This is a genomic window from Flavobacteriales bacterium, from assembly GCA_016712535.1.
Lineage (GTDB): Bacteria > Bacteroidota > Bacteroidia > Flavobacteriales_F > PHOS-HE28 > PHOS-HE28.
Genome location: JADJQW010000002.1, coordinates 432,685 through 457,640, shown reverse-complemented (window position 1 = coordinate 457,640; position 24,956 = coordinate 432,685). Strand labels below are relative to the sequence as shown.

Here is a 24,956-nt window from a genome sequence, read left to right as displayed (position 1 = left end):
TCGGGGACGCCGAAAGTAGGAGTCGGGCATCGGCCCGCACACTTTGGCACGGCGGTTGGCAGTTATCCATCCGGAACCAACTCCCCCTAGAGCATGAACCGCTACATGAAGTTGAAGAACGCCGCGAAAGCCCTTCTGCTCGCCGGCGACCTGGACCGCTACCTGCAAGCCCTCCGCCTCATGCACGGCTTGCGTGCCATGAGCCCTACGGGCCTGGCCTGATTGAACCGTACGCGATAGGGGCCCGCGCTGCCATGGCCCCCGGTTTCGGTGAAGGAGCGGCGGCATCCGGGAGGGTGCCGCCGCTGCCATTTCACCGGGTGCGATCCTTTTCCCGGCATCGCCGTAGAAGGCCCCATGACGAAGAAGGACAAGATCGCCTTCATCAAGAGCAGCAAGCGGAAAACGCACGTGTACAATGACCTGAACCGCTACTCGGACCAACAGCTCGACGACGTCATCCGGGAGATCGTGCAGGGGCTGATCCGCGAGAGCGAGATCATCGCCAATGCCTACATCAACGGATACCGTTAAGGAGCCGCGTCCAACGCCTGCTGCTGAAGGCGGAACGCCTTAGGCTACGGGGCCCCACCGCGAAAGCGGCTGGGGCCTCGCAGCGTTCAGCCACCCCGGTTATCTTCGGCGCATGCCGACCCCGACGAAGCGCTGGCGCCTGAGGCCCGAGCCCGAGGCGAAGGCCGTGGCAGGCCTCACTTATGAGCGCTGCCCGGCGAGCGCTGCAACCCTCTTGGCCCAGCGCGGCATAGCCGATAAACGGATGGCCTCGCACTTCTTCCGGCCCATGCTCACCGACCTGCACGACCCCTTCTTGATGGCCGGCATGCAAGCAGCCGTGGAACGCATCGAGCGCGCACTGGGCGAGAACGAGCGCATCATGGTCTATGGCGATTACGATGTGGATGGCACCACAGCCGTAGCACTCGTATTCGGTTTCCTCGCGCGCTTCACAGGGAACCTCAGCTTCTACATCCCCGATCGCTACTCGGAAGGGTACGGGGTCTCCTTCCAGGGCATCGATAAGGCTGCCGAAGAAGGGGCCGCGCTCATCATCGCGCTCGACTGCGGCATCAAGGCCAACGACAAAGTGGATTATGCCACTGAGCGCGGCATCGACTTCATCATCTGCGATCACCATCTGCCAGGCGCCGAATTACCGAAGGCGGTGGCCGTGCTCGACCCCAAGCGGCCCGATTGCCCCTATCCCTTCAAAGAACTGAGCGGCTGCGGCATCGGGTTCAAGCTGATGCAGGGCTTCGCGCAGCGCAACGGCATCCCCTTCGAAGACCTCGAATCGTCGCTCGACCTGGTGGCCATCAGCACGGCGTGCGACATCGTGCCGGTCACGGGCGAGAACCGGATCCTCTGCCATCACGGCTTGAAGCAGATCAACGATCAGCCGCGCCACGGCGTGCGCGCGATCATGGGCATGGCTGGCGTGAAGAAGCGCCTCGGCGTGGGCGACCTGGTCTTCGCCATCGGGCCGCGGATCAATGCCGCCGGCCGCATCGAGCACGGGCGGCAGGCCGTGGAGCTGCTGCTCGCGCACGATGAGAAGCACGCAGCAGCAGCCGCGGCGCTGGTCGATGGCAACAACAGCCACCGGCAGGAGCTGGATCGGAGCATCACGGAGGAAGCATTGGCTTGCTTCACCAACGACGGATGGCTGCGCGATGCGTGGAGCACGGTGGTGTTCAGCAAGAGCTGGCACAAGGGCGTTGTGGGCATCGTGGCATCGCGTCTGGTGGAGAAGCATTACAGGCCCACGGTGGTGCTCACCGAGAGCAACGGCAAGGCGGTAGGCAGCGCCCGAAGCGTGCGCGGCTTCGACGTGTATGAAGCCGTCAGCGCATGCAGCGACCTGTTGGAGCAATTCGGCGGGCACATGTACGCCGCCGGCCTCACCATGCCGCTGGAGAACGTTCAGTCCTTCCGCGAGCGCTTCGATGCCGCGGTGCGCCAGATGATCAAGCCGGAGCAGCGCGTACCCGAAGAGGACGTTGACCTGGAGCTGCGCCTTGACGCGATCGATGATGGGCTCCTGCGCGTGATCCGGCACATGGCCCCTTACGGACCCGGGAACATGCGGCCCGTCTTCCTCGGACGCGGCGTGGTGGATACCGGCAGCGCACGCCTCGTGGGCGAGCATCATCTGAAGATGCGCCTCACCCATCCTGAGGATACCCGCCGATCCTTCGATGCCATCGCCTTCAAGCAAGCGCACTGGATCGACCTCGTGAAGAGCGGACAACCATTCAGCGTGCTTTACGCGATCGAGGACCACGAATGGCAGGGCCGCGTGAGCACGCAGCTGAACATCAAGGACATCAAGCCGGGCGCCGAAGGGGTGCTCGTTGGAGAGGAGTTCCCGGTGCATGCCGGGATGGAGGAATTGAACCGTTGACCACCGAATTCATCGAAGCACGCATGCAGAAGCACCTCTCCATTTGCCTGATGGCCCTTGCCATTCAGCTCGCCATGCCGCGGCAGGCAAGCGCACAAACGCCCACCTGGAGCGATGACGTGGCCTGCCTCGTGTACTCGCACTGCGCCCCCTGCCACCACGACGGAGGCCCGGCGCACTTCAGCCTCACCACCTATGTTGATGCCTACTGGTGGCGCAACGAGATGCAGGCGGCCACCCAGGCCAGGCTGATGCCGCCCTGGCCGCCGGACGAGGAGTATCGCCCATTGGCGCATGAGCGCTTGCTCACTCAGGATGAGATCGACATCATTGCGGCGTGGGTGGCCGGAGGAGCGCCCGAAGGCGACCCTCAGAATGCTCCGCCCCCGCCCATCTACTCCAACGAACCCGTGATCAGCAACCCGGACATCACGTCCATCATGGAGGAATTCGCGATCCCATCATCCACGTCCGACCTCTACCGCTGCTTCGTGCTGCCGATTGATAACCCCACCAACAGCTGGATCACCGGTATGGAGGTGGTGCCCGGCAACCGCGAGATGGTGCACCATGTGCTCGTATTCCAGGATGCCACCGGGCAGGCTGAGCAGCTTGATGCCCAGGACCCTGCTCCGGGCTACACCAGCTTCGGCGGCATCGGAGTGACCGGGGCGGACCTCATCGGCATCTGGGTGCCTGGATCGGAGCCCTTCTTCACCCCGCCGGGCATGGGCATCAAATTGCTGGCGAATGCAGACATCGTGATCCAGGTGCACTATCCGGCCACGAGCGATGTGGAGATCGACAGCACGCGCGTGAATATTCGCTTAGGCACTTCGCCATTCATGCGCGAGCTCGCCATCGATGCCATCTTGAGCCATGCGAGCATGACCAACGGCCCGCTGGTGATCCTTGCAGATCAGGTGCGCACCTTCAACCAGCAGTACGTACTTCCTTTGAACGCCACCATCACCGCAATCGGGCCGCATGGCCATTTGATCTGCCGCAGCCTCAAGAGCTGGGCGGTGAAGCCAGGCGGCGAAGTGGTGCCGCTGATCGACATCCCCGAGTGGGACTTCCGCTGGCAGGACATGTACTTCTTCCGGAATCCCATCTACCTGCCCTCCGGGACGGTGATCCACAGCCAAGGCGTATACGACAACACCAGCGCGAACCCGAGCAATCCCAACAGCCCGCCGCAGCTGGTGACGGCCGGCGAGGCCACCACCGATGAGATGATGCTCTTCTTCTTCGCTTGGACGCCGGGATTGCCAAGTGATGAGTCGATCGTGATCGATGACGGCTCGCACATCGAGCATTACCTCGATTGCGAAACGACCTTCTCCGTCGGCGCAACTGAGCCGAGCTCTGCACCGATCCACATAGCACCCAATCCGGCCACGGAGCACATCCTCGTCTCCGGTACGCCGGGCTCAATCGTCCGGCTCTTCGACGCAACAGGCCGCATCGCGCTCACCTCATCGATCAGCCTGCACGAGGCGCCCATCGATGTGTCGATGCTGAAGCGAGGACCGTACGTGGTTGATGTCACCCATCACGATGGCATGAAACAGCGCGCCACCCTGGTGCTGGAGTGATGCTCGTCCTCGATGATGAGCACTTCATGCGCCAAGCACTGAAGGAGGCCGAGCAGGCTTTCAAGCAGGATGAGGTGCCCATCGGCGCAGTGATCGTGGGCGGCGGTCGAATCGTCGCCCGTGCGCACAACCTCACCGAGAAGCTGAACGATGTGACGGCCCATGCCGAGATGCAGGCCATCACATCCGCCGCGGAGGCCATCGGAGGCAAGTACCTCACCGATTGCACCGTGTACGTCACTGTGGAACCCTGCCCCATGTGCGCAGCCGCTCTGCGCTGGGCACAGGTTGGGCGCATCGTTTTCGGCGCCTTCGATGAGAAGAGCGGCTACCGGCGCATCGGCGGCGTGCTGCTGCATCCGAAGACGCAGGTCACGGGCGGCGTGCTCGAGCCCCAGTGCGCGGACCTGATGAAGGCCTTCTTCAAGAAGAAGCGCTCGCTCTGATCGTCATCAAGGAAGCTGCTGAACGCGCGTATTGGTGGGCACGCTGCCGCCGATGTTCACAAGGATTGGGTCGCGGTCGTTGCCATCACCCGTGTATCGAATCACGCCGTCAAGGTTCACATCCTCCTGCAGGTATCCCGGGGCGCTTACGCTGGTGGGGACGCTGCCTCCAATGACCACCAAGAGCGGGTCCCGGTCGTTGCCATCGCCGGTATAGCGCAAGGTTCCATCACGCACGGCATCGCCGCTCCAAAGCATGGTCTTGCCATCGCGCGGCTTCTGCGCCTCAGTGCCGAAGGTCGCTGTGGCGGGGTTGGTGAGATCAATGCCCATGGGCGTGGTGGAAAGCGCGAGAGGCACCGATGTCATGGCGCCGAGGTGGTTCCGGTGCCGTGCGGCCACATGGTAGTTGCCACCACTGGCCCTGAAGGTCACGTTTCCGTTGAGGTCGGTATCCACCACATCGCCATCACGCTGGAGCAGTGCGGCACGCGTGGCCAAGATGGTAGCCGGGGAAGCAGCGTCGCGCAGTTCGAGCAGCACCCAGTCCACGATAGCGTCGTCGCCAGTGGTGGTGAGAATTGCTGGCGCGATGGATTCACCGCCACCGAATACCTGCGTGAAGCCCCCGCTTGTGTACGGCTCGGTCGTCGGCACAAGGCCTCCGACACGCAAGCCATCGCTCATGCGGTCCGTGGCCTAGTCGTAGGGGCCATCGAGCATCAGCTTGAGCGCTACGCGCACGCCATTGCGCTCAATCACCACATCATCGAGGTAGAGCCAGTTGCCGTAATTATTGATGGCCACGAAGCGCACGAGCACCTGCCCGCCGTCGTATGCGGTGAGGTCATGGTCGTGCTGCTGCCATTGGGTGCAGGTGGTCGGGGTCCAGGCGGAAGTGACATACGGATTGGTCTGCAGCGCCGCGCCGAAGGCTTCGAAGACCGTTGTCCACGAGAGGCCGCAATCGCCGCTCACCTGCACCCGCAAGCCATCGGAGTAGCTGCTGCTGTAGCCCGAGTAGGCGTGCTTGTACTTCAGCCTTGTGCCTGCAGAGCCGCTCAAATCGACGCGCGGGGTGATCAAGCGGTCCTCTTGACCGGGCGTGTTCACCGAGAAGTTGTCAATGGCCCAGGTGCGCGCACCTACGCACGAACCCTGCCCAGAGACCGCCTGTGTGACCCATGTGTTGCCATTGTCCGGGTTCTGAAGCACCCAGCCTGTCGGGGCGGGTGGGGTGGCCTCGATGTTCTCAGCGTAGGTAGAAGGCACCGTAGTGGGCGTGCTCACCGTGATCGCGCTGGCCGCCTGATCGTTGGCGCTGTACTGATCGCCAGCCAAGCTTGTGCGCGCCGTGAGCGTGTGCGGCCCGGTGCCGGGAATCGTTACTGGCTGCGGGAAGGTGAAGTTGGCCGACGCTCCTGCCGCGAGGGTGCCGACATAGGTGGCGATCACTTCAGTCCCGCCATCGAGCTGGTAGCGCAGCTCGAAGTCGGTCTGCGGCTGCTGGCCGAAGTTGCGCACGCTGACAGTGACCGGCATGTTCGTGGTGGCGCAATCGTACAGGTCACCGCGGGGTGAGAGCACTTCGGAAATGCCCAGGTTGCTGGGCAGAGGGGTGTCGAAGGCCTCGACCTGATCACTGCGGCTGGTGGAGAGCCCTTGACTGGCGCTGGCGCCCAGGCCGCGCCGCGCGAACGCAGCCCAGATGTACGCTTGGTTAGCGCCACCGTAGAGGGCTTGGTCGGCGGCGAGGATCGCATCGCGTCCATTCACGAAGCCGGGGTTGCAGGGCGTGAGTTTCAGGCCTTCGATCACCAGCCGCATGGCGATGTTGTTGCCGCCATCGCCGTTGTAGATGTCGGGGTCGAAGCCGTGAACACCGATCAGCTCCCAAGTCATCTCCCAGAGCATGGTGCACCACACGAAGCCGATGCCATGGGGCTGGCTAAGGCCGCTGTTCGTGCTGGCGTAGGTGTAATTGTTCGAGGCGAAGCTGGTGGTGTAGCGCGCTGGGCGAATGCCGACGCCCGTTGTAGCCTGCCCGAGCACATAAGTGCCAACCCCGCGGCCTGTTGTAGGCGTGTCCGTCGCCTTCATGGTCATCACGATTCCGAAATAGTCGCTCCAGCCCTCGCCCATCTGCTCAGCATTGCCGAGGCAGCTGGTGTTCGATGGGCCGCCGACCAGGCGGTTGCTGATGCCGTGACCGTATTCGTGCGCGATGATCCCGTTATCCAAGTCGCTGTCGCGGTTGGGCGTGGTACTGGTCCACCGATACATCTGCATTCGTGGATTGCTGCCATCGGGCGGCGTGCCGAAATTGGCATTGTTGGTGCCGCTGCCGTCTTGCGCGTCGGCGTCTACGGGGTCGCTTCCGGAACCGCCGCGACCGTAGTTATTCTCCTGGAAGTTGCCCGCGGGATCCGTGAATCCGTACTGGTACCACACATCGTGCATAAGGTTGTTCCAGTAGAAGAGGTTGGTGGTGGCCGCGGGCAGGTAGGTGCTCGGGGCACCGGTGAGGTCAAGCGGGAAATCGAAGTCGAGGTTGGCTCCACCGCTGGGTCGGGTGCCTCCGGTATTATTCGCGTCGGCATCTTCCTGGGCGAAGCAGTTATTGCCGCGCGTATCGGTGAATTCCGCGCCGGCCGCGCCATTGGTGTCGTGCCAGCCATAGGGCGATGCGATGCCGCCATCAAGCCAAGGCGCGTTACTCAGCGTGCGCGCGCCGTGGCTGGGGCTCTCGGTGGGCCAGTCGAAGATGTTGTAATCATTGGGGGCCGCTGGAGCAGGGGCTTCCTCCATCCCGTGTTCGGCGCAACCCTGATGCGCCACATCATCCCAATTGCAGCTGGCCACCCAATCGTTGCGGTCGAGCTCCGCGCCGTTGAGCGCGTCGATGCGCACGTTCCACCAGTGCGAGCCGTCGGGCGTGTAGTGATTCACGTTCCATGCCAGCCTCAGCGCTTCGCCCACAGGCTGATACACCAGCTGAGCCACCACAGGCTCATGGCCATAAGCGTCGCCATTGAAGACGACACGGCGCCCTTCATCTTCCACGCTTACAACCCCAGGAACAGGCTTGCCGGGCATGGTCCGCGAGAGCACCGTGCTCACCGCAGCCTCGGCGCTGAGGGCAGGCTCAGTTCCGTTCACGCGTTTCTCCAATGCGGTGAAGCCGCCCACGTTCAACCGCAACAGCTCGCCACTGGCCAGCTCATGCACGGCGATGTCGCCGTTCCATACCTCGATGCCCTGCCAGCGCTGGCGGAAGTAAGTGTGGGTGATCCCTGCGCCGGTGTAGTGGTCCTTCGTAAGGAGGCCTTCGAGGTCCGATGCATGGAAGCCCTGCCGCTTCAGTTCATCCATCACTTTGGGTGATGGGGCGCTGGGGCGCTGGGCGGCGACGAGCATGGATGAAAGCGCGACGCAGAGTGTCAGGATTGAACGCATGAGCTGTTGAAAGGGCGGGGAAGGTACCGGGTGATGGGGTGCCGAGGCAATGCGAGGTGCCGATGAACCAAGGAATCCTTCCGGATCGGTGGCGCGCTTCCGTGCGTTAGGGCGCGGATCACGGGACGAGGAAGGCGCTCCTCCAGCCTACTTTTGCGCCGCCATCCGAACCACTGAATGGGGAGAATGATGGATGCGCAAAACCCGCAACCGGTCCTTTTTGGACCAACCTGCAACCCTCAACCCTGAACGAGCATGTACCCCCCCGAACTCACTGCCCCGATGTCCATGGATCTGGTATCCGCCGGATTCGAAGAACTGAAGACCCCCGAGCAAGTGGACAAGGCCCTTGCGCAGCCCGGCACGGTGCTCTGCGTAGTGAACAGCGTTTGCGGCTGTGCGGCAGGTGCAGCGCGCCCCGGAGTGAAGCACAGCCTTCGCGGCGCGAAGCGCCCGGACAAACTGGTGACCGTATTCGCCGGCGTGGACACCGATGCGGTGATCCAAGCGCGCAAGCACTTCCTGCCCTATCCACCCAGCAGCCCCAGCATGGCGCTGTTCAAGGATGGCAAGCTGGTCCACTTCCTGGAGCGCCACCACATCGAGGGCCGCACCGCTGAGATGATCGCGGAGAACCTAGGCATGGCCTACGAGGAGTTCTGCTGAAAAGAGCAGCATCAAGCAAGCGCCCCGGTCCCTTGCGGCCGGGGCGCGCTCGTTCGATGCGACCCGCTCATGGAAGCTGTTCCCAGCGCACGTTCGTGGGCACACTCCCTCCGATGTTCACCAGGATCGGGTCGCGGTCGTTGCTGCTGCCCGTGTAGCGCACCAGGCCGTCGAGGTTGACATCTTCCAGATAGTAACCGGGCACCGTGTTGGTGGGCACCGCTCCCCCAATGATCAATAAGATGGGATCGCGGTCGTTGGACTGGCCCGTGTACTTCACCTGGGCATCGCGCAAGGCGTTGCCGCACCAAAGGGTGCGCACCGCGCCCACCGTGCGCATGGCTTCCGTGCCGTGCATGGCCAGGCCAGGGCTGGTGAAGTCGATCACGCTGCTCGTGGTGGAGAGGTTGTAGCCGTTCGCGGTCATCGCGCCGAAGTGGTTGCGGTGCCGCACAGCGATGCGGTACATGCCAGCCGGCGCGAGCAGCGCTATGGCCGAGACACCATCCTCCGCCACCACATCACCATCGCGCTGCACAAGCGCGGCACGCGTGGCCACGATGCTCGTAGAGGTTGCGGCATCGCGAAGCTCCACCATCACCCAATCGACGATGGCATCATCGCCTGTGCGCGATAGCACGCCAGACTGGATGAGCTCGCCGCCGCCGTCGGCCGCCTGCGTGAAGCCAAGTGCCGTATAGGGCTCTAGGACGGGTATCCATCCGGCCGCGCGAAGACCATCGCCCATGCGTTGCGCAGCCGCATCGTAGGGGCCGTCCAATAGGACCTTCAGCGCCAGGCGAAGTCCATTGTTCTGCACCTCTATGTTGTCGAGGTAGAGCCGGTTCCCGTACTGATTGGTGTTCACGAAGCGGATCACGACGGCTTGTCCATCGTAGGCGCTGAGGTCGAGGTCGCGCAACGCCCATTGGCCGGCAGCGGTGGGCGCCCACGGGCTGGTGGTCACCGGCGCGGTGCCGAGCGCGGTGCCGGCCGCATTGAAGAGCGTGGTCCAATCCGTACCGCAGTTGGTGCTGATCTCCACGCGCAGCGCATCCGCATATCCGCTTGAGCTGTAGGGAGCATAGGCCTGATGGAAGCGCAGGCGCGTGCCCGCGCTTCCGGCCAAGGTGATCAGGGGGGTGATCAAACGGTCCTCCTGGCCGGGCGAGTTGTAGTAGTAGTTGTCCAACCGCCAGGCACGCGTGGCCGCTCCGGTCGGGCCGGTCACGCTCACGTTCGTCCAGGTGTCCAGGCCATCCACGTTCTCCAGGCGCCAGCCCGTTGGCGTGACGGCTTGGTCCTCCGCATTCGCGACCATCGGCGCGCTTGCCGTGAAGTTGGCATAGGTGACGAAGGCCGTGATCGTCCTCGTGCTGGTGCCGTACGCATCCGTTACGGTGAGCGTGACATCGTAGCTGCCGGGCGCGCCGTAGGTCACGAGCGGGCTGCGGTTGGTGCTGCTGCTGGGCGATCCGCCGGGGAAGCTCCAGCTCCACGAGTAGCCGTTGCCGCTGAGCACGCTGTTGTCGTAGAACTGCACGCTGGGCGCCAGGCAGGTGATCGTGCGCTTGTCCGCGCTGAAGTTGGCCACGGGCGCGCTGGGCGTTTCCACGGTGCTCTCCCACACGCTGCGGTCGGTGCCGTTGCGGATCTTCTGGTCGCGGTAGTTGATCAGCAAGCGCGTGCTGAAGATGCGCGCGGGCAATCCTGTGTTCCACAGGGCCCATGCAGGGGCGGCATCGCTGCGGTAATAGACCGCGCGGCGCGTGCCGATGTACAGCCCGCCATTCGTTCCCAGCTGGTGCGCGATGTTGGTGGGCCACTCGTTGTTGAGCGTGGCATCGGTGATGTTGGTCCAGCTCGTCCCGCCATTGGTGCTCCGGAAAACCACGTAGCCGTTGATGTTGGGGTAATCACCGTATTGGCTGGTGCGCACGAGCCAGAGGGCCTGCGGATCGGTGGCGCTCACGGCGATATCGTAGGGCACCCAGGTGTTGCCGTTGATCGTCGCGCTGCTCGGCGTGATGTTCGTCCAACTCGTTCCGCCGTTGGTGGTGCGCCATACTTTCTTATCGCCCCACCAATCGCTGTAGGTGCAGACGTACATCGTGCTCGGGTCGCTGAACGCCACTTCGATGCTGGTGACGTACTCCCCGAAGTCGTGCACCTCGGTGAAGCCAATGCCGTTGTCGTCCGTGCGCCAGAGCGAATTGCCCTCGCCCACGAATGCGGTGTTCACTGAATTGGGATGCCAGACCACTTCGCTGCTGCGGCCGGTGATGTAGTCCGCGTTGGGCTCGCGGGCCCAGCTCGCGTTACCGTTGTTCACGGTGCGGTCGCCGCTTAGGGTCTTGTAGCCGTAGTCGCTCAGTACGCGGCGATCGTACTGCGGATGCACGAAGCCGCGGAAATTGTCTCCGCCGTCGGTGCTCACCCAGCCGTTGGTGTACACGTTGTTATCCTTCAGCAGCGTCCCGTTGTGGTAGGTGCCGCCGAGCATCACTGCGCTGCCCGTCCATCCGCCAGCGCCGAAGCCCCAGAAGTCGGTGCCCGCGATGCCGAACATGCGGCGGTTGAAGGTGCCGCCGCCATCGCTGCTGTAAAAGATGCCGCCGTCATTCGCCACCCACACCTCGTTGCCGTAGTAGCGGATATCGTGGATGTCGGCGTGCACGTAATCCGCCTTGTAGCTGTGGCTCCATTTCGCTGGACAGGTGAAGGTCACCCCGCCATCGTTGCTCACCCAGCGCTGCACCCCGCACACATCGAGCTTGTTCGCGTTGGCGGGATCCACGGCGAAGGCGAGGTCGTAGTAGTACTGGCCGCCATCGTCCTGTCCGGCATCATCCCAGCCCATCAGGTTCTTGTTCGTTGGCGTCGGCACACCACCGGGACCTGTGCCGCAGCATTGAAAGGTCCAGTTGGTGCCGCTATCCGTGCTCTTGTAAACGCCGTAGAGGCCGCTGCCGCCATCGGCCACTCCGGTGCAGAGCGCATAAACGGTGTTAGGGGCGCTGGCGCTCACCGCGATCTCTGTTCGCTCTTGCTCATCAGGATCCACGGGCAATGGCCAACCCGTGCCCACTTGCGAGAAATTCACGCCGCTGTTGGTGCTGCGCCAGAACTCGGTGCGATTGCTCACTTGCTTGATCGCATAGACCGTGGCGGGATCGCCCGGCTTCAACTCGAGCTCTTGCCATGATCCCGCCTGCACTTGCGTGAAGCTGCTGCCGCCATTCGTGCTGCGGTAAAGGCCCTGGCTGCTGCATACGAAGAGGATCTGGTTGTTGGCGGGATGCAGCACGATGTCGCGGATCGTGTGGTTGGCGGCTTGGAACGCCGCATCGCCGATGCTCGCCCAGTTCGCGCCGCCATCGGTGGTCTTCCATAGATCGCCTTCCGCGCCGAAGTAGGCCGTGTTCTGCGCCGTGTGGTCCAGCTCCACGCTGTACACCGTGCCGATCATCATGCCTTTGGTCACATTGGTCCAGTTGAGGCCCTTGTCGGTGCTCTTCCACACGCCGGCATTAGCGCTTCCTGCATAGAGCAGGTTCGTGTTCGCCAGGCTCTGCTCCACCGTGTAGACATGCGCCGCGCCGCAGGCATAGCTCTTATCCACCGCGCCATGGTCCCAGTCGAAGGGACCGATGCAGGTCCAGTTAGCAGCGCGATCGCCGCTCGCGCTCTCATCCAGGTACGACCCCAGGGCCTCTTCGTACGCCTCGCGCTGCGCGATGTCCTTCGGGATGTGGTTATGCCCGATTTCCCGCTTCCAGCGCTTGAAGTACTGCGTGTGGCTGTTCTTCACGAAGGGATTCACGGCGTAGTAGGCATCGTAGGCCGCCTGCACCGCGCCGGGATCGGCATCGGGGGCGTACATGAGCTGCACCCATTGCGGCGATTCGCTCGGGCCGTGCGAGACCATGCGCTCGTAGGTCTGCGCGGATGCGGCGAACGCGCATAGCAAGCCGAAGGAAAGGCAGAAGGATCGCATGGGTGCAGGTTCAGCGCAAGATGCGATGCGCGCTATGGTTGCAGCACTGAGTTTCGACAGGCGCATTGGGATCCTGCCAACGAAGAAGCCCCGACTCCCGCCGGGGCTTCTCGCATTCGAATCGTACTGCGCTCACACCACCCCTTGGTCCAGCATCGCATCGGCCACTTTCACGAAGCCGGCGATGTTGGCGCCCTTCACGTAGTTGATGCCCTTGCCCTCCTTGCCGTGCTTCACGCAGGCGGCGTGGATATTCTTCATGATGGTGTGCAGGCGCTGGTCCACTTCCTCGCGGGTCCAGCTCAGGCGCAGGCTGTTCTGGCTCATCTCCAAGCCGCTGGTCGCAACACCACCAGCGTTGCTGGCCTTGCCCGGAGCGAAGGCCACGCCTGCTCCCTGGAACACTTCGATCGCTTCCGGTGTGCTCGGCATGTTGGCGCCTTCGGCCACGTACTTCACGCCCTTCTTCACCAGGTCCTTGGCGTTCTTGCCGTCCAACTCGTTCTGCGTGGCGCAGGGCAGGGCGACATCGCACTTGGCCACGACATCCCACACGCGCGCGCCCTTCTTGTAGGTGACGCCCTTGAACTTCTTGGCGTACTCCTCAATGCGGCCGCGCTTCACGTTCTTCAGTTCCATGAGGAAGGCGAGCTTCTCGGCATTGATGCCGGCGGGATCGTAGATGCTGCCATCGCTGTCGCTGGCGGTGACCACCTTGGCACCGAGCTGGGTGGCCTTCTCGATGGCGTACTGGGCCACGTTGCCGCTGCCGCTCACCGCCACCGTCTTGCCCTTGAAGCCGGTCTTGTTGTGCTTCATCATCTCCTCGGCGAAGTACACGCAGCCGTAGCCGGTGGCCTCGGGACGGATCAGCGAGCCGCCCCAGGTGGCACCCTTGCCGGTGAACACGCCGGTGAACTCGTTGCGCAAGCGCTTGTCCTGGCCGAACATGAAGCCGATCTCGCGGCCGCCCACGCCGATATCACCGGCGGGCACGTCCGTGAACTGGCCCACGTGGCGCCACAGCTCGGTCATGAAGCTCTGGCAGAAGCGCATCACTTCGCCGTCGCTCTTGCCCTTCGGGTCGAAGTCGCTGCCGCCCTTGCCACCGCCCATGGGCAGGGTGGTGAGGCTGTTCTTGAAGGTCTGCTCGAAGCCCAGGAACTTCAGGATGCTGAGGTTCACGCTGGGGTGGAAGCGCAGGCCGCCCTTGTAGGGGCCGATGGCGCTGTTGAACTCGATGCGGAAGCCCCGGTTCACCTGCACGTTGCCCTTGTCGTCCACCCAGGGCACGCGGAACATGATGGTGCGCTCGGGCTCCACCATGCGCTCCAGGAGCATCTTGCCCTTGTACTTGGGGTTCGCCTCGATGAAGGGGATCACCATCTCGGCCACTTCGTGCACGGCCTGAAGGAATTCGGGCTCGCTGCCGTTGCGCTTCTTCACTTCGGCCATGAATGCATCAACAGCCTTGTTCGACTTTGCCATCGGGATGTTTTGTTGGTGCTTTTGATTAAGCGGCGGCAAATGTAGGTGGGGGATTGCAGGTTGAATGCAGGTTGATGGTTGGCGCGGGTTGAGGGTTCTTGCCACTCCAGCCCATGTCCCCAACCGGCGGAATCGGCGGCGGCGCGTGAACGCACGACCCTTCAACCTCAATTCACCTCGTACACCTTCCCAGGCAAGCTGCGGACCGCCCCGCTGAACTCCATGTTCAGCAACAGGCCAGCCACTTTCCCTTGCGGCCATTTGCTCTGCACGCAGAGGTCGTCGATGCTGATCCTGCCCTTGGCCTTGATGAGGTCCATCAGCACCTGCTCATCGGGCATCAGTTCCGCGAAGAGCGCGGCTTGAACCGGGGCCTTCTTCTTCTTGGGAAGCCATTCCATCAAGGTGATCACATCCTTGGCGCTGTTGACCAGCGCAGCCTTGTTCTGCTGGATAAGCTTGTTGCAACCCTCACTGCGCGGATCGGTGGGCCGGCCGGGGAAGGCGAACACCTCGCGGTCGTAGCTGCTGGCGATGTCGGCGGTGATGAGCGAGCCGCCCTTGGGACCGCTCTCCACCACGATGGTGCAATCGCTGAGGCCGGCGATCACGCGGTTGCGGGCTGGGAAGTTGCCGGGCGCGAAGGGCGATCCGCTCGGCAATTCGCTCACGAGCGCTCCGTGCTTCACCATCTCCTTCGCCGTTGCGGCATGATCGCCGGGGTAGAGCTTGTCCAGTCCGTGCGCTACGCAACCGATGGTGGGCAGGTCATTCTTCAGTGCTTGCCGGTGCGCCACGATATCGATGCCGTAGGCGAGGCCGCTCACGATGGTGGCATTCGCTTCCTTCAACCCCTGCACGAGCTCCACGCAGAGCTGCTTGCCCTGCTCGGTGGGCGTGCGCGTGCCCACAATGCTCACCATGCGCGTTTCATCAAGGTCGGCATCGCCTTTCACGAAGAGGATCACCGGCGCATCCTCGCATTGCTTCAGGCGCTTGGGGTATTCCGCATCGAGGTAGAAGAGCATGCGGAGCTTGTGCTTGCGCACGTATCCCAACTCCTTCTCCGCCGCGGGCAGCACCTTCTTATCGGTGATGCTGGCGATGAGCTTCGGTCCGATGCCGGGCACCTTCTCCAAGGTGTTCTTCAGCTTCTTGTCCGTGAAGATGGGATCCACGCCGCCGCAATAGGCCACGAGATTGCGCGCATTCACCGGGCCTATTCCCTTGAGCATGCTGAGCGCTATGCGGTGTATGAGTTCCTGATCGGTCATGGATTCGGTTCGTGACGCCGACAGCGTGGTCCATCAGCGATCGGGCCGCGCATTCAAGCCTTCTTCTACATTCGCCCGACCGCCGTGGTTCCTGTCGATCGCGGCGGCCCCAAGATCGCTCTACGCATGATGCGAAAAACACTCGCTGCGCTCACGCTCGCTGCTTCCGTGCCCACCATGGCCCAGGACGCCACGATCACCGGCAAGGTCACCGATGCCTCCACCGGCGAGGCCTTGATCGGCGTGAACGTGACCTACGCTCCCGGAAAAGGCGTGGCCACCGATGTGAACGGCGTTTACCTCTTGCAGGTCCCGGCCGGGGCGGCGCGCATCGCCTTCAGCTTTGTGGGCTACGCCACGCGCACCGAGGCCATCACGCTGGTCGCCGGCGAACGGCGGGACCTGAGCATCAAGCTCGCGCTCGGCAATGCCCAGCTCGAGACGGTGGTGATCAGCGGCGGCCGTTACGAGCAGCGCATCGGCGAGGTCACCCAATCGCTCAGCGTGCTGCGGCCAGATATCATCTTGAACAAGAACGTAGTGAGCCTGGAGCAGGCGCTGGATCAAGTGCCCGGCGTGGTGATCGTGGATGAAGAGCCGCAGATCCGCGCGGGCAGCGGCTTCAGCTACGGCGCTGGCAGCCGCGTGATGGTGCTGGTGGACGATATCCCGATCCTCAGCGGCGACATCGGCAGGCCCAACTGGTCCTTCCTGCCGATCGAGAACCTCGAGCAGGTGGAAGTGATCAAGGGGGCATCATCGGTTCTCTATGGCAGCGCAGCGCTCAGCGGCGTGATCAATGTGCGCACGGCCTACCCGCGAGCCGAACCGCGCACGCGCGCCACGCTCTTCAGCGGGGTGTACGACACCCCGGGGCATGCACCCGCCAAATGGTGGGACCAGAACAATCCGGGCATCAGCGGCGCCAGCTTCTACCATAGCCAGCAATTCGGGCAGCTCGACCTGGTGATCGGGGGAATGGCGTTTCGGACCAAGGCTATGTGGGGCCAGAGCCGCTGCCCGCGGACACCATCGCCGCAGACCCGTACCGCATCGGCCCCGGCGGCTACGACCACCGCGCGCGCTTCAATGCCAACCTGCGCTGGCGCAGCAAGAGCAGGCCGGGACTCACCTTCGGCGTGAACGGCAATGCGCAGAAGGGCAAGAGCACCAGCGTCTTCATCTGGAACGATACGGACCGCGGGCTCTTCCGCCCCTTCCCCGGCACGGTCACGCGCACCAAGGCCACGCAGTATTACATCGACCCCTTCGTGACCTACACGGGCGAAGGCGGCACGCGCCACAGCCTTCGCACCCGCCATCACCGGCAGATCTTCGACAACGACAATGGCCAGAGCAACAGCAACGCCACCTGGCATGCCGAGTACCAGGTGCAGCAGAAGCTGGACCTCCTGGGCGAGACCAACTTCACAGGCGGCCTGCTGCTGCGCGATGTGATCAGCACCGCCGAGCTCTATCGCGGAAACGCCGATGGCAACGACCGCAACAAGGCGCGCAACCTGGCCGGCTACCTGCAGGTCGACAAGAAGCTCTTCAAGGAGAAGCTCGCGCTCAGCGGCGGCGTGCGCTACGAGCAGTTCATCGTGAACGATGCCGACGCCGCGCAACCCGTGTTCCGCGCCGGCGCCACCTACCAGGCCATGCGCGCCACCTTCATCCGCGCCAGCTACGGACAGGGCTTCCGCTTCCCCACCATCGGCGAGCGCTTCATCAGCACGAACGTGGGGCGCCTGGTGATCTTCCCGAACCCCGAGCTGCGGCCGGAACGCTCGTGGAACGTGGAGGCGGGCCTGAAGCAAGGATTCAAGATCGGCGGCTTCATGGGCTATGTGGATGCCGTATGGTTCCAGCAGGATTACGAGGACTATGTGGAATTCACCTTCGGGCAATGGAAGCCGTTCACGCTCGGGAATGCCGTGGATGAGTTCTTCGGACTCGGCTTCAAGAGCGTCAATACCGGCCGTGCGCGCGTAACAGGCTACGAATTGGAGCTGGCGGGCAAAGGGAAGATCAGGGCCGTAGAGCTCACCGCTCTGCTGGGCTGGACATCAACCGATCCGATCAGCACCACGCCGGATGAGGTGTACGCCATTCCACCGGAGAATCCGATCCGGATCATCCCTGCCTCCACCTACTCCAACACCAGCTACGATCCGGAAGGGAACATCCTGAAGTTCCGCATCCAGCAAACCTTCCGCAGCGATATCCAGCTGCAGTACCGCAAGGTGTTCACGGGCTTCAGCGTGCGGTATAACAGCCATGTGCGCAACATCGACAAGGCCTTCATTGACCTGGACGCCGGCCCGCCCCAACCGGACGAGCTCCCCACCGGCATAACCGGCTGGATGGAGCGCAATCGCACGGGCACCTGGATCGTGGACGTCCGCGCAGGGCTTGACCTGAGCAAGCAGCTGCGCGCCACGGTGGTGGTGAACAACCTCAGCAACGAGGTGTACTCGCTCCGGCCCTTGAGCATCGAGGCGCCGCGCACGGTGCAGGTGCAGTTGAGCGCGACCCTGTGAGCACCAGATCACGCATGCGCATCCTCGGCGTGGTCCCCGCACGCTATGCCAGCACGCGCCTGCCGGGCAAGCCGCTGGTCGATATCGGCGGGACCAGCATGGTGATGCGCGTGGTGGAGCAGGCGCGGCGCTCCTCTTCACTCGACCGGGTGATCGTGGCCACCGATGATGCGCGCGTGCTCGAGCATGTGGCGGCGCAGGGCGGTGAATGCGTGATGACCTCATCGGACCATCCGAGCGGCACCGACCGGTGCTTTGAGGCGCTCACCATCGCCGGTCGGGACCGCTACGATGCCGTGGTGAACATCCAAGGCGATGAGCCCTTCATCGTTCCGCAGCAGATCGATGAGCTGTGCCTGGCGCTGCGCCAGGCCCCGAGCGGGATCGCCACGCTCGCGCAAGTGGTCTCCGATGAACGCGACCTCGATGACCCCGGCGAAGTGCTGATCACGACCGACGTGAACATGGACGCGCTTTACTTCAGCCGGGCGACAATCCCATTCCTTCGAGAGACTGGTCCCGGACCCCGGCATGCACGTTTCCGATACCTGAAGCACGTAGGCCTTTATGGATTCAGCGCCGAGGTGCTCGAGCAATTGGTGAAGCTCGCGCCGTCATCCCTGGAGAAGGCCGAAGCCTTGGAGCAATTGCGCTGGGTAGAGAACGGTTACAGGGTCCGCATCGGCCTCACGGAGCATCCTTCGTTCTGCGTGGATACCCCCGCCGATCTGGAAGAAGCGCGGCGCAGGGCCAGTGACTTCCAGAAGGATTGAACAGCGATCGATAAGAGTGGCGCGTCGGCAAGTGGCGAGTGGATCGACTTGCCGCTGCCGGCTCGCCTACTTGCCGCTTCCCAACCTCCCTGCTCGTCGCTTCCCATTGGCCGCTTTACCCGCTGAGCACAGCACCCAACGAAGAGGCGCAATACCTTGGCCGCGCTATGGGCCTCGAGCGCGACCTGCACGACCTGCTCTTCTGCCACGATTGCGTGATCGTGCCGCAATGGGGCGGCTTCCTCACGCACTACCGCCCGGCCCGCCTCGATGAGGCGCGAAAGCTCATCCACCCGCCTTCGAAAGACCTGAGCTTCAACCGGCATTTGGTGCGCAATGATGGGCTGCTGGCCGACCGCTTGGCCAAGCGCGAGGGCCTCGCTTTCGACAAGGCCACCGCGCGCATTGACGCCGAAGTGGCTGAGTGGCGGCTAGCGCTCGACCGCAGCGGCCGTTTGGAGCTGCCCAGCATCGGCATCTTCTACCGCGACGCCGAGCACAACCTGCAATTCGACCCCGACCGGCGCACCAACTACCTCCGCGATGCCTATGGGCTTCGGCCTTTGGCCGCTGTGGCCGTGGAGCCGGTGCGCACCAAGCCAGCCGCCCTGCCGATCACGAAGCCGCAGCCCGCTCCTGAGGAGATCGAGGATCGCAAACGCCCCTACCTGGCATGGGCTGCCGCCAGCGCAGGCATCCTGCTGATCGGCGCAGCAGCATTCTGGGTGGTCAGCAATGGGCCCGATGGACAGGCCCAGTGGAGCGGCTGGGCGCCGTGGAAGAGTGGCCCCGAACCTTCGTACACGGCACCAGCGCAAGCAGGTTTCGCACCTGTGAATGCGCTCGCGCCCTTCACGCTTGATACCGCTGGCGCGGGCGTTCGCGAAGTGGTCCTCGATGAAGAATCGGATGTGCGCATGAAGGTGGATTGGGGGCGGCCAGTTGCCGCCTTAGCCGCCGCCGACACCACGCACGTGGCCCTTAAGCCCACGACCACGGACGATTCGGCATTGCGCTACCATGTGGTCGGCGGCTGCTTCGCCCAGCCAGAAAACGCGGATAAGCTCTTGAGCGAGCTCCTCTCCAAGGGTTTCCCGGCTCGCCGGCTGCGCCAACGCGGTCAATTGCATCCGGTAGCCATTGGCAGTTACGCTTCTCGCGACGAGGCAATGGCCATGCTCAAAGCAGTGCGCACCAACGAGGGCCGCTCGGCCTGGCTGCTGGTCCGTTGATCAGCGCCGCACGCCGCCTCCCATCGCTTTAGCTTCGCACCCCCTGAGCCGCGGATGACCATGCACGCCATTGAATTGCCCTCCTGCACGGTGACTTTCATCGATGCGGAGATCGTGCACACGCACTTCAAGGATGACCATCTGGTGAGCGTGGAGGATGTGAAGGCCATGTTCGCCGCGATCGCCGCCGAGCGCAAAGGGCGCAAGACCTTGCTGATGGTGTCCGTGGGCCAGAACACCACGATGAGCAACGAGGCGCGCGGCTATGCCGCGCAATCCGCCGAGTCGAACGAGCACATCGCCGCCGACGCGATCATCGTGCGCGACTTCGGCCACCAGCTCGCTGCGAACGTCTTCGTGCGCCATCACAAGCCCGGCCGCCCCATCCAGATGTTCCCCGACCGCGAGAGCGCGCTGGCCTGGCTCGAGACGCAGCGGCACCTGATCGCCTGAACCCATGCTGATGCGCCGCTCCCTGCTCGCCCTCTTCCTGGCCTCCATCACTCCGCTCTTCGCGCAAGTGCTGCCCGCAGCGGCCGAGCGGACCATCCGTGCAACGAAGGCCGAGGTGCTTTGCATCGCTATGGCGCCCAAAGGCGACCGCATCCTTGTGGGGCTGAACAAGGGCGCCGAATTGATCGACCTGGAGAGCGGCAAGAAGCTGCTCACGCTCCCGTACAACGAGGACGGAAGCATGGCGGCCTACTACTGCGCGTTCAATGAGAATGGCGAATACGCCGTGCTCATCGGGCATAGCGGCAAGCGCGTGGTGTACAGCATGAAGGACGGCAAGCCGCAGCCCTCGTTGCAGCAGCATCGCTGGGTGCCCGACCCGCGCGCCGTGAAAGCCATGGGTCTCGACATGGGCAATTCCACCTTCGACCGCTTCTACCAGCAGAGTGAGTTGAAGGATGGCGCTCACGTGTTCCGCGCCGGGAAGAATGGCGCAGTGGACGTGATCGATGCCGAGGGCAGATCCATTCAGACGCTGAACTTCCCAGAGAACAAGGACCAGCACCACCGCGCGCCGCTCCTGCGCTGGCAAGAGTGGCTGCTGGTGGGCACGGACGATGGCCGCGTGCTCTTCTACAAGCTGCCCTGATCCTTCGCGCCGGATGCCTGCTCCGTTGAAGCGGAGCCGCGCATCTTCATCACCGCATAGCCGATCACGGCGCCCAGCACCAGCAGGCCCAAAGCGCCCCAGGTCCAGCTGAGCCGATCGCGGAACACCATGGTGGCCAGCAATGCCACCAGCAATGCCCACGCGCCCTGCCCGAACAACCACAGTCCCGGTCCTGACCAGTTGAGCGATGCGCTTTGCAGGCGCACCTGCACGCGATGGATGAGCAACTGGTACACCACCAGCAGCGCCACCAGGCCCAGCTTCAGGTGCATGAAGGGCGATTTGAGCAGCGCCGGCATCTGCACCAGTTGCCAGACTCCGAATACGACCAACAGGATCAACGCGGGCCAAGCCAGGCCATACAGCACGCGGCGCTCCAGGAGCGTGAACCGTGCATGGAGCAATCCGCGCTCCGGCTCCCAGAGCTTCAAGGCCGCGCGGTGCGTATTGTACAAGCGCGCGAGATGGAAGGCCGCCGCGAACCAGGCGATCAGCGCGAGCAGGTGCAACAGCTTGAGCAAGGGCAGCAGGACGGGGGCTTGTTCGGGCATGAGCGAAAAGTACGCGTACCAGTCCGCCTACCTTCGCGCGCCATCGCCGGACCGCACGACCGCGAAGGCGAGCACCGCACATGAACCGCGCATCACGCCCCATCTCCGATAGCTACTCAGAGACCACGCACGTGGTGCTCCCCAACGACACCTACAACGCGCATGGAATGGCCGAGCAGCGCCGGCTCTTCTTCGGGTTGATGGTGCAGGAGTGCCCGGCGCCGGTGATCGTCGAGCGCGCTTATGGCGATATCAGCAACGACGCGCTCGTGCTCGAGTGCAGCACGGATATCGATCCGCTGCTGATCGATGGCCTCGTTGACGGCATCTTCATCGCTGATGAGAAGGGCGGACGAGAAGACCTTGTTCGCCGCACAGCCTTCGGCATCCTGCAAGCCACGCGCACCAGCAAGACCGAGTACATCAGCTGCCCGAGCTGCGGCCGCACGCTCTTCGACCTGCAAGAGACCACGGCGAAGACCCGCGCGCGCACCAGCCACTTGAAAGGCGTGAAGATCGGCATCATGGGCAGCATCGTTAACGGCCCCGGCGAGATGGCTGATGCCGACTTCGGGTGCGTAGGGACCGGAAATGGCGTTATTACCCTGTACCGCGATAAGGAAGTGATGAAGCGCAACGTGCCCAGCGCACAAGCCGTGGATGAGCTGATCGCGCTGATCAAAGAGCACCGGATGTGGTTGGATGCCGGCCTGGACGCTTCTCTGTAGAACCAGAACCAAGAGAACATGCCGTTCACAAGGACGCTCCTGCTGATTGGTCTCTTGTCCTGCGCTACGCTCGTCAGCGGGCAGTGGGTCTTGGGAATCGATCCCGACTTCGGCAACAACGGACTGACCACATGGGACCACGGCGGCAACGTCAGCTCGCGCCCCGTGAAGGTGTTCCGCCGCAATGATGGCAGCACCGTGGTGGTAGGGATGAACATCGATGCATCCAACCAGATCACAGGGCCCTTCACCGCGTTGCTTGATCCCAGCGGCCAGCGCGATCTCGGCTACGGCCGACATGGTGAAACCGAATTCGAGCAACTCATCTGGAACGGCCTCTGGTACAGGCTTCTGATTGCTGCTGCCATGCAGAGCGACGGCAGGGTGATCATGATACTTTACGATCAGAACAGCGGCCTCACGCAGCTCGTGCGGGTGCTGCCCACCGGCTACCCCGATCCTTCATTCGGCCCCAATGGCGCGCAGGCTGTTGTGGGCATCGACATCAACACCATCGCCGTGCAGCCCGATGATGGGATCCTGCTCTTGGGCAGCAGCGGCGGCAATGCCACGGTGCGCCGCTTGTTGGCAAGCGGTGCGTTGGACACCTCTTTCGGCACAGGAGGTTCGTTCGTTGCGTCGGTGACCGACTCGTTCCGAATCGTGGAGTTCTTGGCCAGCGGCAAGATGCTCGTCGGGGGCACTGGCCTGGCGCGCCTAAATGCTAACGGAACGCTCGATACCTCCTTTGGCACGAATGGGTGGTCCGCTGAGCCTTTCGTGTCGGCGTTCCCCTGGATCAATGATTTGGCCGAGCTGCCCAACGGAATGGTGTTGCTCGGCAAGGACACGGGCATCCGACGATTGCTCGAGGATGGCACTGCCCTCGATGCCGACTTCACCTTCAATAACACTTGGCCCTTCGGGGCCCTGCACATTGAAGCGGCTCCAGATGGATCCTGGTACTTCTTCAATTCGAAGCTTCGGCGCGTTGATGCCAATGATCAATTGGATCCGTCGTTCGGCGAGGTGGACCTTAGCTTGGGCGAGACCCTGGAATTCACATACAGCGAAGGCGATGGAGTCGATGTGTTCGGATTCATGGTCAACGCAGAGCCCTTCTCGGATGATGTGGCGATCGAGCGCTACGACCTCGGTGGCGATGCGGTCACCGCGTGGGGCAGGAACGGGCGCATGGTATGCAACGGCAACGGAGGGAATGAGAACGTGACCGGATTGGCCGTGGCCAGCGATGGGTACATCTGGACCGTGGGTCCGGGCTACCAAGCAGGACCGATGATGGCGCGCTTCCAGCCGAACGGTGCGCCGGATCTTGGCTTCGGCTACAGCGGCGCGGCTGATCCCATCATGAACAGGCCCATCGCCGTGGGCGTGCGCAGCGACGGCACTGCGGTGGTAGCCGGGTCCAACATCGTTGGCAACAGCTCATGGCCCGTGGCTACGCTCGTGCTGGCGGATGGAAGCACCGATGCGTTCTGGAACACGAACGCGGGCGTCACGGGCACCACTAACGGGATCCAGCAGTGCGCGGACATGATCGTGCTCCCCGATGACCGCACCGCTGTGCTGATCAACATGGGCGACATCAGCAATCCGACCCCGGAGCATTGCGCCATTGTGATGCTTAGCGCCGATGGGCAGCGCGACCTGAGCTTCGGCACCGATGGGCAGGTGCTGTTCGGTTGGGATGGCGTGTCCGTAAGCGGAATCGCGATGCTGCCGAATGGCGGGCTGCTGTGCATCGGCACCGAGTACATCAACGGCGAGGTCAAGCTCTTCTCTTACGCCGTTGACGCCTCGGGACAGCCCTTCGGCGGCTTCGGGACCAATGGCGCGGCACTGGTGACACTGCCGCAGACCAGCTTCTATTTCACCAGCGTCAGGCCCGTGGTGCGGCCCGATGGCAGCTACTACGTGCTCTACGATGACACTTCGTTCGGTTGGCTTTCGCGCTTGCAACCCGATGGCAGCTTGGATCTCTCGTTCAACAATGGATACTATGCCCTCCCGGATTTCCAACTGGGCCGGGGCATGGGCCTGCTCAGCACGGACGAACTGCTCGTATCGTGCTACGAGTACTGGGGCACCCTACCGCTGCTGAAGTTCGGTGCGGATGGCGCGCTCGTAAGTTCGTTCGGTGACGGCGGCGTGTACACGATCGCCGACACCGCCATGGTGAAGTTCGGCAACTCCGTGCTCACGGTGCTGCCCGGAGATACGGTCCTGCTCGCAGGCGATCTGCGCCGCTCCGACTTCTGGGAGAGCGAAGGCATTGATCCGTTCCTGTTCCGATTCGATCCGGACTTCAACGTGAGCGCTGCAACGCAAGCGCTGCCGGAAGGACTCCTATGCTTCCCATCCCCGTCCGCTGGACGCGTGTTCATCCGCCTGAACGAGACGGAACACATGCTGTCGGTGATGTTGGTCGACGATGCCGGCAGAAGCATACCGGCCGAGGTGCAGCGGCAGAGCGAAGGCTTCGCGATCACGATGCCACCCGACGCAGCGCCCGGCGCATACATGCTGAGGCTAGGAACGCCGACCGGCGCGCGGGTCGCTCGCTTCGTTCTGCAGCGCTGAGCGATCGGTTGGATGAGCAAGCCTGAGCGACCTCGTCCCGCGCGAATACCTTCGGCCC

The 24,956-nt window shown here is 63.4% G+C and carries 18 protein-coding genes; 12 read left to right on the top strand and 6 right to left on the bottom strand.

The annotated features are described in order from the left end of the window. Positions 1 to 357: 357 nt before the first annotated feature. From IPK70_01850 to IPK70_01835, 4 genes are all read left to right on the top strand, one after another. Positions 358 to 534, top strand: a complete 177-nt coding sequence (locus tag IPK70_01850) for a hypothetical protein (protein ID MBK8225902.1) — start codon at positions 358 to 360, stop codon at positions 532 to 534. 112 nt (positions 535 to 646) lie between these two features. Beyond that, entirely contained in the window at positions 647 to 2,422 is a 1,776-nt protein-coding gene (gene recJ / locus IPK70_01845; GenBank protein MBK8225901.1) for a single-stranded-DNA-specific exonuclease RecJ, read from the top strand. Positions 2,423 to 2,445: 23 nt separating this feature from the next. Beyond that, positions 2,446 to 4,020, top strand: coding sequence for a T9SS type A sorting domain-containing protein (locus IPK70_01840; protein ID MBK8225900.1), 1,575 nt, complete (start codon positions 2,446 to 2,448; stop codon positions 4,018 to 4,020). Next, positions 4,020 to 4,466, top strand: coding sequence for a nucleoside deaminase (locus tag IPK70_01835; GenBank protein ID MBK8225899.1), 447 nt, complete (start codon positions 4,020 to 4,022; stop codon positions 4,464 to 4,466). The genes IPK70_01840 and IPK70_01835 overlap by 1 nt, the downstream gene beginning before the upstream one ends. A 6-nt stretch (positions 4,467 to 4,472) precedes the next feature. Here the strand turns inward: IPK70_01835 and IPK70_01830 are convergent, their stop codons facing one another. Beyond that, entirely contained in the window at positions 4,473 to 5,153 is a 681-nt protein-coding gene (locus IPK70_01830) for a hypothetical protein (protein ID MBK8225898.1), read from the bottom strand. A 12-nt stretch (positions 5,154 to 5,165) separates the two neighbouring features. Further along, positions 5,166 to 7,922 (bottom strand): M36 family metallopeptidase, encoded by a 2,757-nt coding sequence (locus tag IPK70_01825; GenBank protein ID MBK8225897.1) that lies wholly within the window; start codon positions 7,920 to 7,922, stop codon positions 5,166 to 5,168. 255 nt (positions 7,923 to 8,177) lie between these two features. Here IPK70_01825 and IPK70_01820 point away from each other — a divergent pair, with 255 nt between their 5' ends. Beyond that, a complete protein-coding gene (locus IPK70_01820) occupies positions 8,178 to 8,588 on the top strand; it encodes a BrxA/BrxB family bacilliredoxin (GenBank protein ID MBK8225896.1) in 411 nt (136 codons plus the stop codon). A gap of 67 nt (positions 8,589 to 8,655) precedes the next feature. On the opposite strand, the gene IPK70_01815 is transcribed toward IPK70_01820, so the two are convergent. The 3 genes from IPK70_01815 to dprA all read right to left on the bottom strand — a co-directional run bounded on the left by IPK70_01815 (position 8,656) and on the right by dprA (position 15,347). Continuing rightward, positions 8,656 to 12,585 (bottom strand): PKD domain-containing protein, encoded by a 3,930-nt coding sequence (locus tag IPK70_01815; protein MBK8225895.1) that lies wholly within the window; start codon positions 12,583 to 12,585, stop codon positions 8,656 to 8,658. 132 nt (positions 12,586 to 12,717) lie between these two features. Then, positions 12,718 to 14,073, bottom strand: coding sequence for an NADP-specific glutamate dehydrogenase (gdhA, locus tag IPK70_01810; protein MBK8225894.1), 1,356 nt, complete (start codon positions 14,071 to 14,073; stop codon positions 12,718 to 12,720). A gap of 167 nt (positions 14,074 to 14,240) precedes the next feature. After that, a complete protein-coding gene (dprA, locus tag IPK70_01805; protein ID MBK8225893.1) occupies positions 14,241 to 15,347 on the bottom strand; it encodes a DNA-protecting protein DprA in 1,107 nt (368 codons plus the stop codon). 126 nt (positions 15,348 to 15,473) lie between these two features. Between dprA and IPK70_01800 the strand changes: the two genes are divergently transcribed. From IPK70_01800 to IPK70_01780, 5 genes are all read left to right on the top strand, one after another. Further along, positions 15,474 to 16,490: a TonB-dependent receptor plug domain-containing protein gene (locus IPK70_01800; protein ID MBK8225892.1), complete on the top strand. Its 1,017-nt coding sequence runs from the start codon at positions 15,474 to 15,476 to the stop codon at positions 16,488 to 16,490. Between the two features lie 1,414 nt (positions 16,491 to 17,904). Beyond that, the gene (gene kdsB / locus IPK70_01795; protein MBK8225891.1) at positions 17,905 to 18,663 is read left to right on the top strand and encodes a 3-deoxy-manno-octulosonate cytidylyltransferase; all 759 of its coding nucleotides are present in this window, start codon (positions 17,905 to 17,907) and stop codon (positions 18,661 to 18,663) included. A gap of 167 nt (positions 18,664 to 18,830) precedes the next feature. Beyond that, positions 18,831 to 19,895 carry an SPOR domain-containing protein gene (locus IPK70_01790; GenBank protein ID MBK8225890.1) on the top strand — a complete coding sequence of 355 codons (1,065 nt, stop codon included), beginning with the start codon at positions 18,831 to 18,833 and terminating at the stop codon, positions 19,893 to 19,895. 54 nt (positions 19,896 to 19,949) lie between these two features. Then, positions 19,950 to 20,348: a hypothetical protein gene (locus IPK70_01785; GenBank protein ID MBK8225889.1), complete on the top strand. Its 399-nt coding sequence runs from the start codon at positions 19,950 to 19,952 to the stop codon at positions 20,346 to 20,348. A gap of 10 nt (positions 20,349 to 20,358) precedes the next feature. Next, positions 20,359 to 20,997, top strand: a complete 639-nt coding sequence (locus IPK70_01780; protein ID MBK8225888.1) for a hypothetical protein — start codon at positions 20,359 to 20,361, stop codon at positions 20,995 to 20,997. Here the strand turns inward: IPK70_01780 and IPK70_01775 are convergent. After that, positions 20,982 to 21,569, bottom strand: a complete 588-nt coding sequence (locus IPK70_01775; GenBank protein MBK8225887.1) for a CopD family protein — start codon at positions 21,567 to 21,569, stop codon at positions 20,982 to 20,984. The genes IPK70_01780 and IPK70_01775 overlap by 16 nt on opposite strands. An 80-nt stretch (positions 21,570 to 21,649) precedes the next feature. Here IPK70_01775 and IPK70_01770 point away from each other — a divergent pair, with 80 nt between their 5' ends. Both IPK70_01770 and IPK70_01765 read left to right on the top strand, forming a co-directional pair. Beyond that, positions 21,650 to 22,297 (top strand): flavodoxin-dependent (E)-4-hydroxy-3-methylbut-2-enyl-diphosphate synthase, encoded by a 648-nt coding sequence (locus tag IPK70_01770; GenBank protein MBK8225886.1) that lies wholly within the window; start codon positions 21,650 to 21,652, stop codon positions 22,295 to 22,297. 18 nt (positions 22,298 to 22,315) lie between these two features. Further along, positions 22,316 to 24,898: a hypothetical protein gene (locus IPK70_01765; protein MBK8225885.1), complete on the top strand. Its 2,583-nt coding sequence runs from the start codon at positions 22,316 to 22,318 to the stop codon at positions 24,896 to 24,898. Positions 24,899 to 24,956: the final 58 nt, after the last annotated feature.

Excerpts from the sequence above, each read along its gene's own strand:
- IPK70_01850 (MBK8225902.1), top strand. The coding sequence starts at position 358 with ATGACGAAGAAGGACAAGATCGCCTTCATCAAGAGCAGCAAGCGGAAA.
- recJ (MBK8225901.1), top strand. The coding sequence starts at position 647 with ATGCCGACCCCGACGAAGCGCTGGCGCCTGAGGCCCGAGCCCGAGGCG.
- IPK70_01840 (MBK8225900.1), top strand. The coding sequence starts at position 2,446 with ATGCAGAAGCACCTCTCCATTTGCCTGATGGCCCTTGCCATTCAGCTC.
- IPK70_01835 (MBK8225899.1), top strand. The coding sequence starts at position 4,020 with ATGCTCGTCCTCGATGATGAGCACTTCATGCGCCAAGCACTGAAGGAG.
- IPK70_01830 (MBK8225898.1), bottom strand. The coding sequence starts at position 5,153 with ATGAGCGATGGCTTGCGTGTCGGAGGCCTTGTGCCGACGACCGAGCCG.
- IPK70_01825 (MBK8225897.1), bottom strand. The coding sequence starts at position 7,922 with ATGCGTTCAATCCTGACACTCTGCGTCGCGCTTTCATCCATGCTCGTC.
- IPK70_01820 (MBK8225896.1), top strand. The coding sequence starts at position 8,178 with ATGTACCCCCCCGAACTCACTGCCCCGATGTCCATGGATCTGGTATCC.
- IPK70_01815 (MBK8225895.1), bottom strand. The coding sequence starts at position 12,585 with ATGCGATCCTTCTGCCTTTCCTTCGGCTTGCTATGCGCGTTCGCCGCA.
- gdhA (MBK8225894.1), bottom strand. The coding sequence starts at position 14,073 with ATGGCAAAGTCGAACAAGGCTGTTGATGCATTCATGGCCGAAGTGAAG.
- dprA (MBK8225893.1), bottom strand. The coding sequence starts at position 15,347 with ATGACCGATCAGGAACTCATACACCGCATAGCGCTCAGCATGCTCAAG.
- IPK70_01800 (MBK8225892.1), top strand. The coding sequence starts at position 15,474 with ATGATGCGAAAAACACTCGCTGCGCTCACGCTCGCTGCTTCCGTGCCC.
- kdsB (MBK8225891.1), top strand. The coding sequence starts at position 17,905 with ATGCGCATCCTCGGCGTGGTCCCCGCACGCTATGCCAGCACGCGCCTG.
- IPK70_01790 (MBK8225890.1), top strand. The coding sequence starts at position 18,831 with ATGGGCCTCGAGCGCGACCTGCACGACCTGCTCTTCTGCCACGATTGC.
- IPK70_01785 (MBK8225889.1), top strand. The coding sequence starts at position 19,950 with ATGACCATGCACGCCATTGAATTGCCCTCCTGCACGGTGACTTTCATC.
- IPK70_01780 (MBK8225888.1), top strand. The coding sequence starts at position 20,359 with ATGCGCCGCTCCCTGCTCGCCCTCTTCCTGGCCTCCATCACTCCGCTC.
- IPK70_01775 (MBK8225887.1), bottom strand. The coding sequence starts at position 21,569 with ATGCCCGAACAAGCCCCCGTCCTGCTGCCCTTGCTCAAGCTGTTGCAC.
- IPK70_01770 (MBK8225886.1), top strand. The coding sequence starts at position 21,650 with ATGAACCGCGCATCACGCCCCATCTCCGATAGCTACTCAGAGACCACG.
- IPK70_01765 (MBK8225885.1), top strand. The coding sequence starts at position 22,316 with ATGCCGTTCACAAGGACGCTCCTGCTGATTGGTCTCTTGTCCTGCGCT.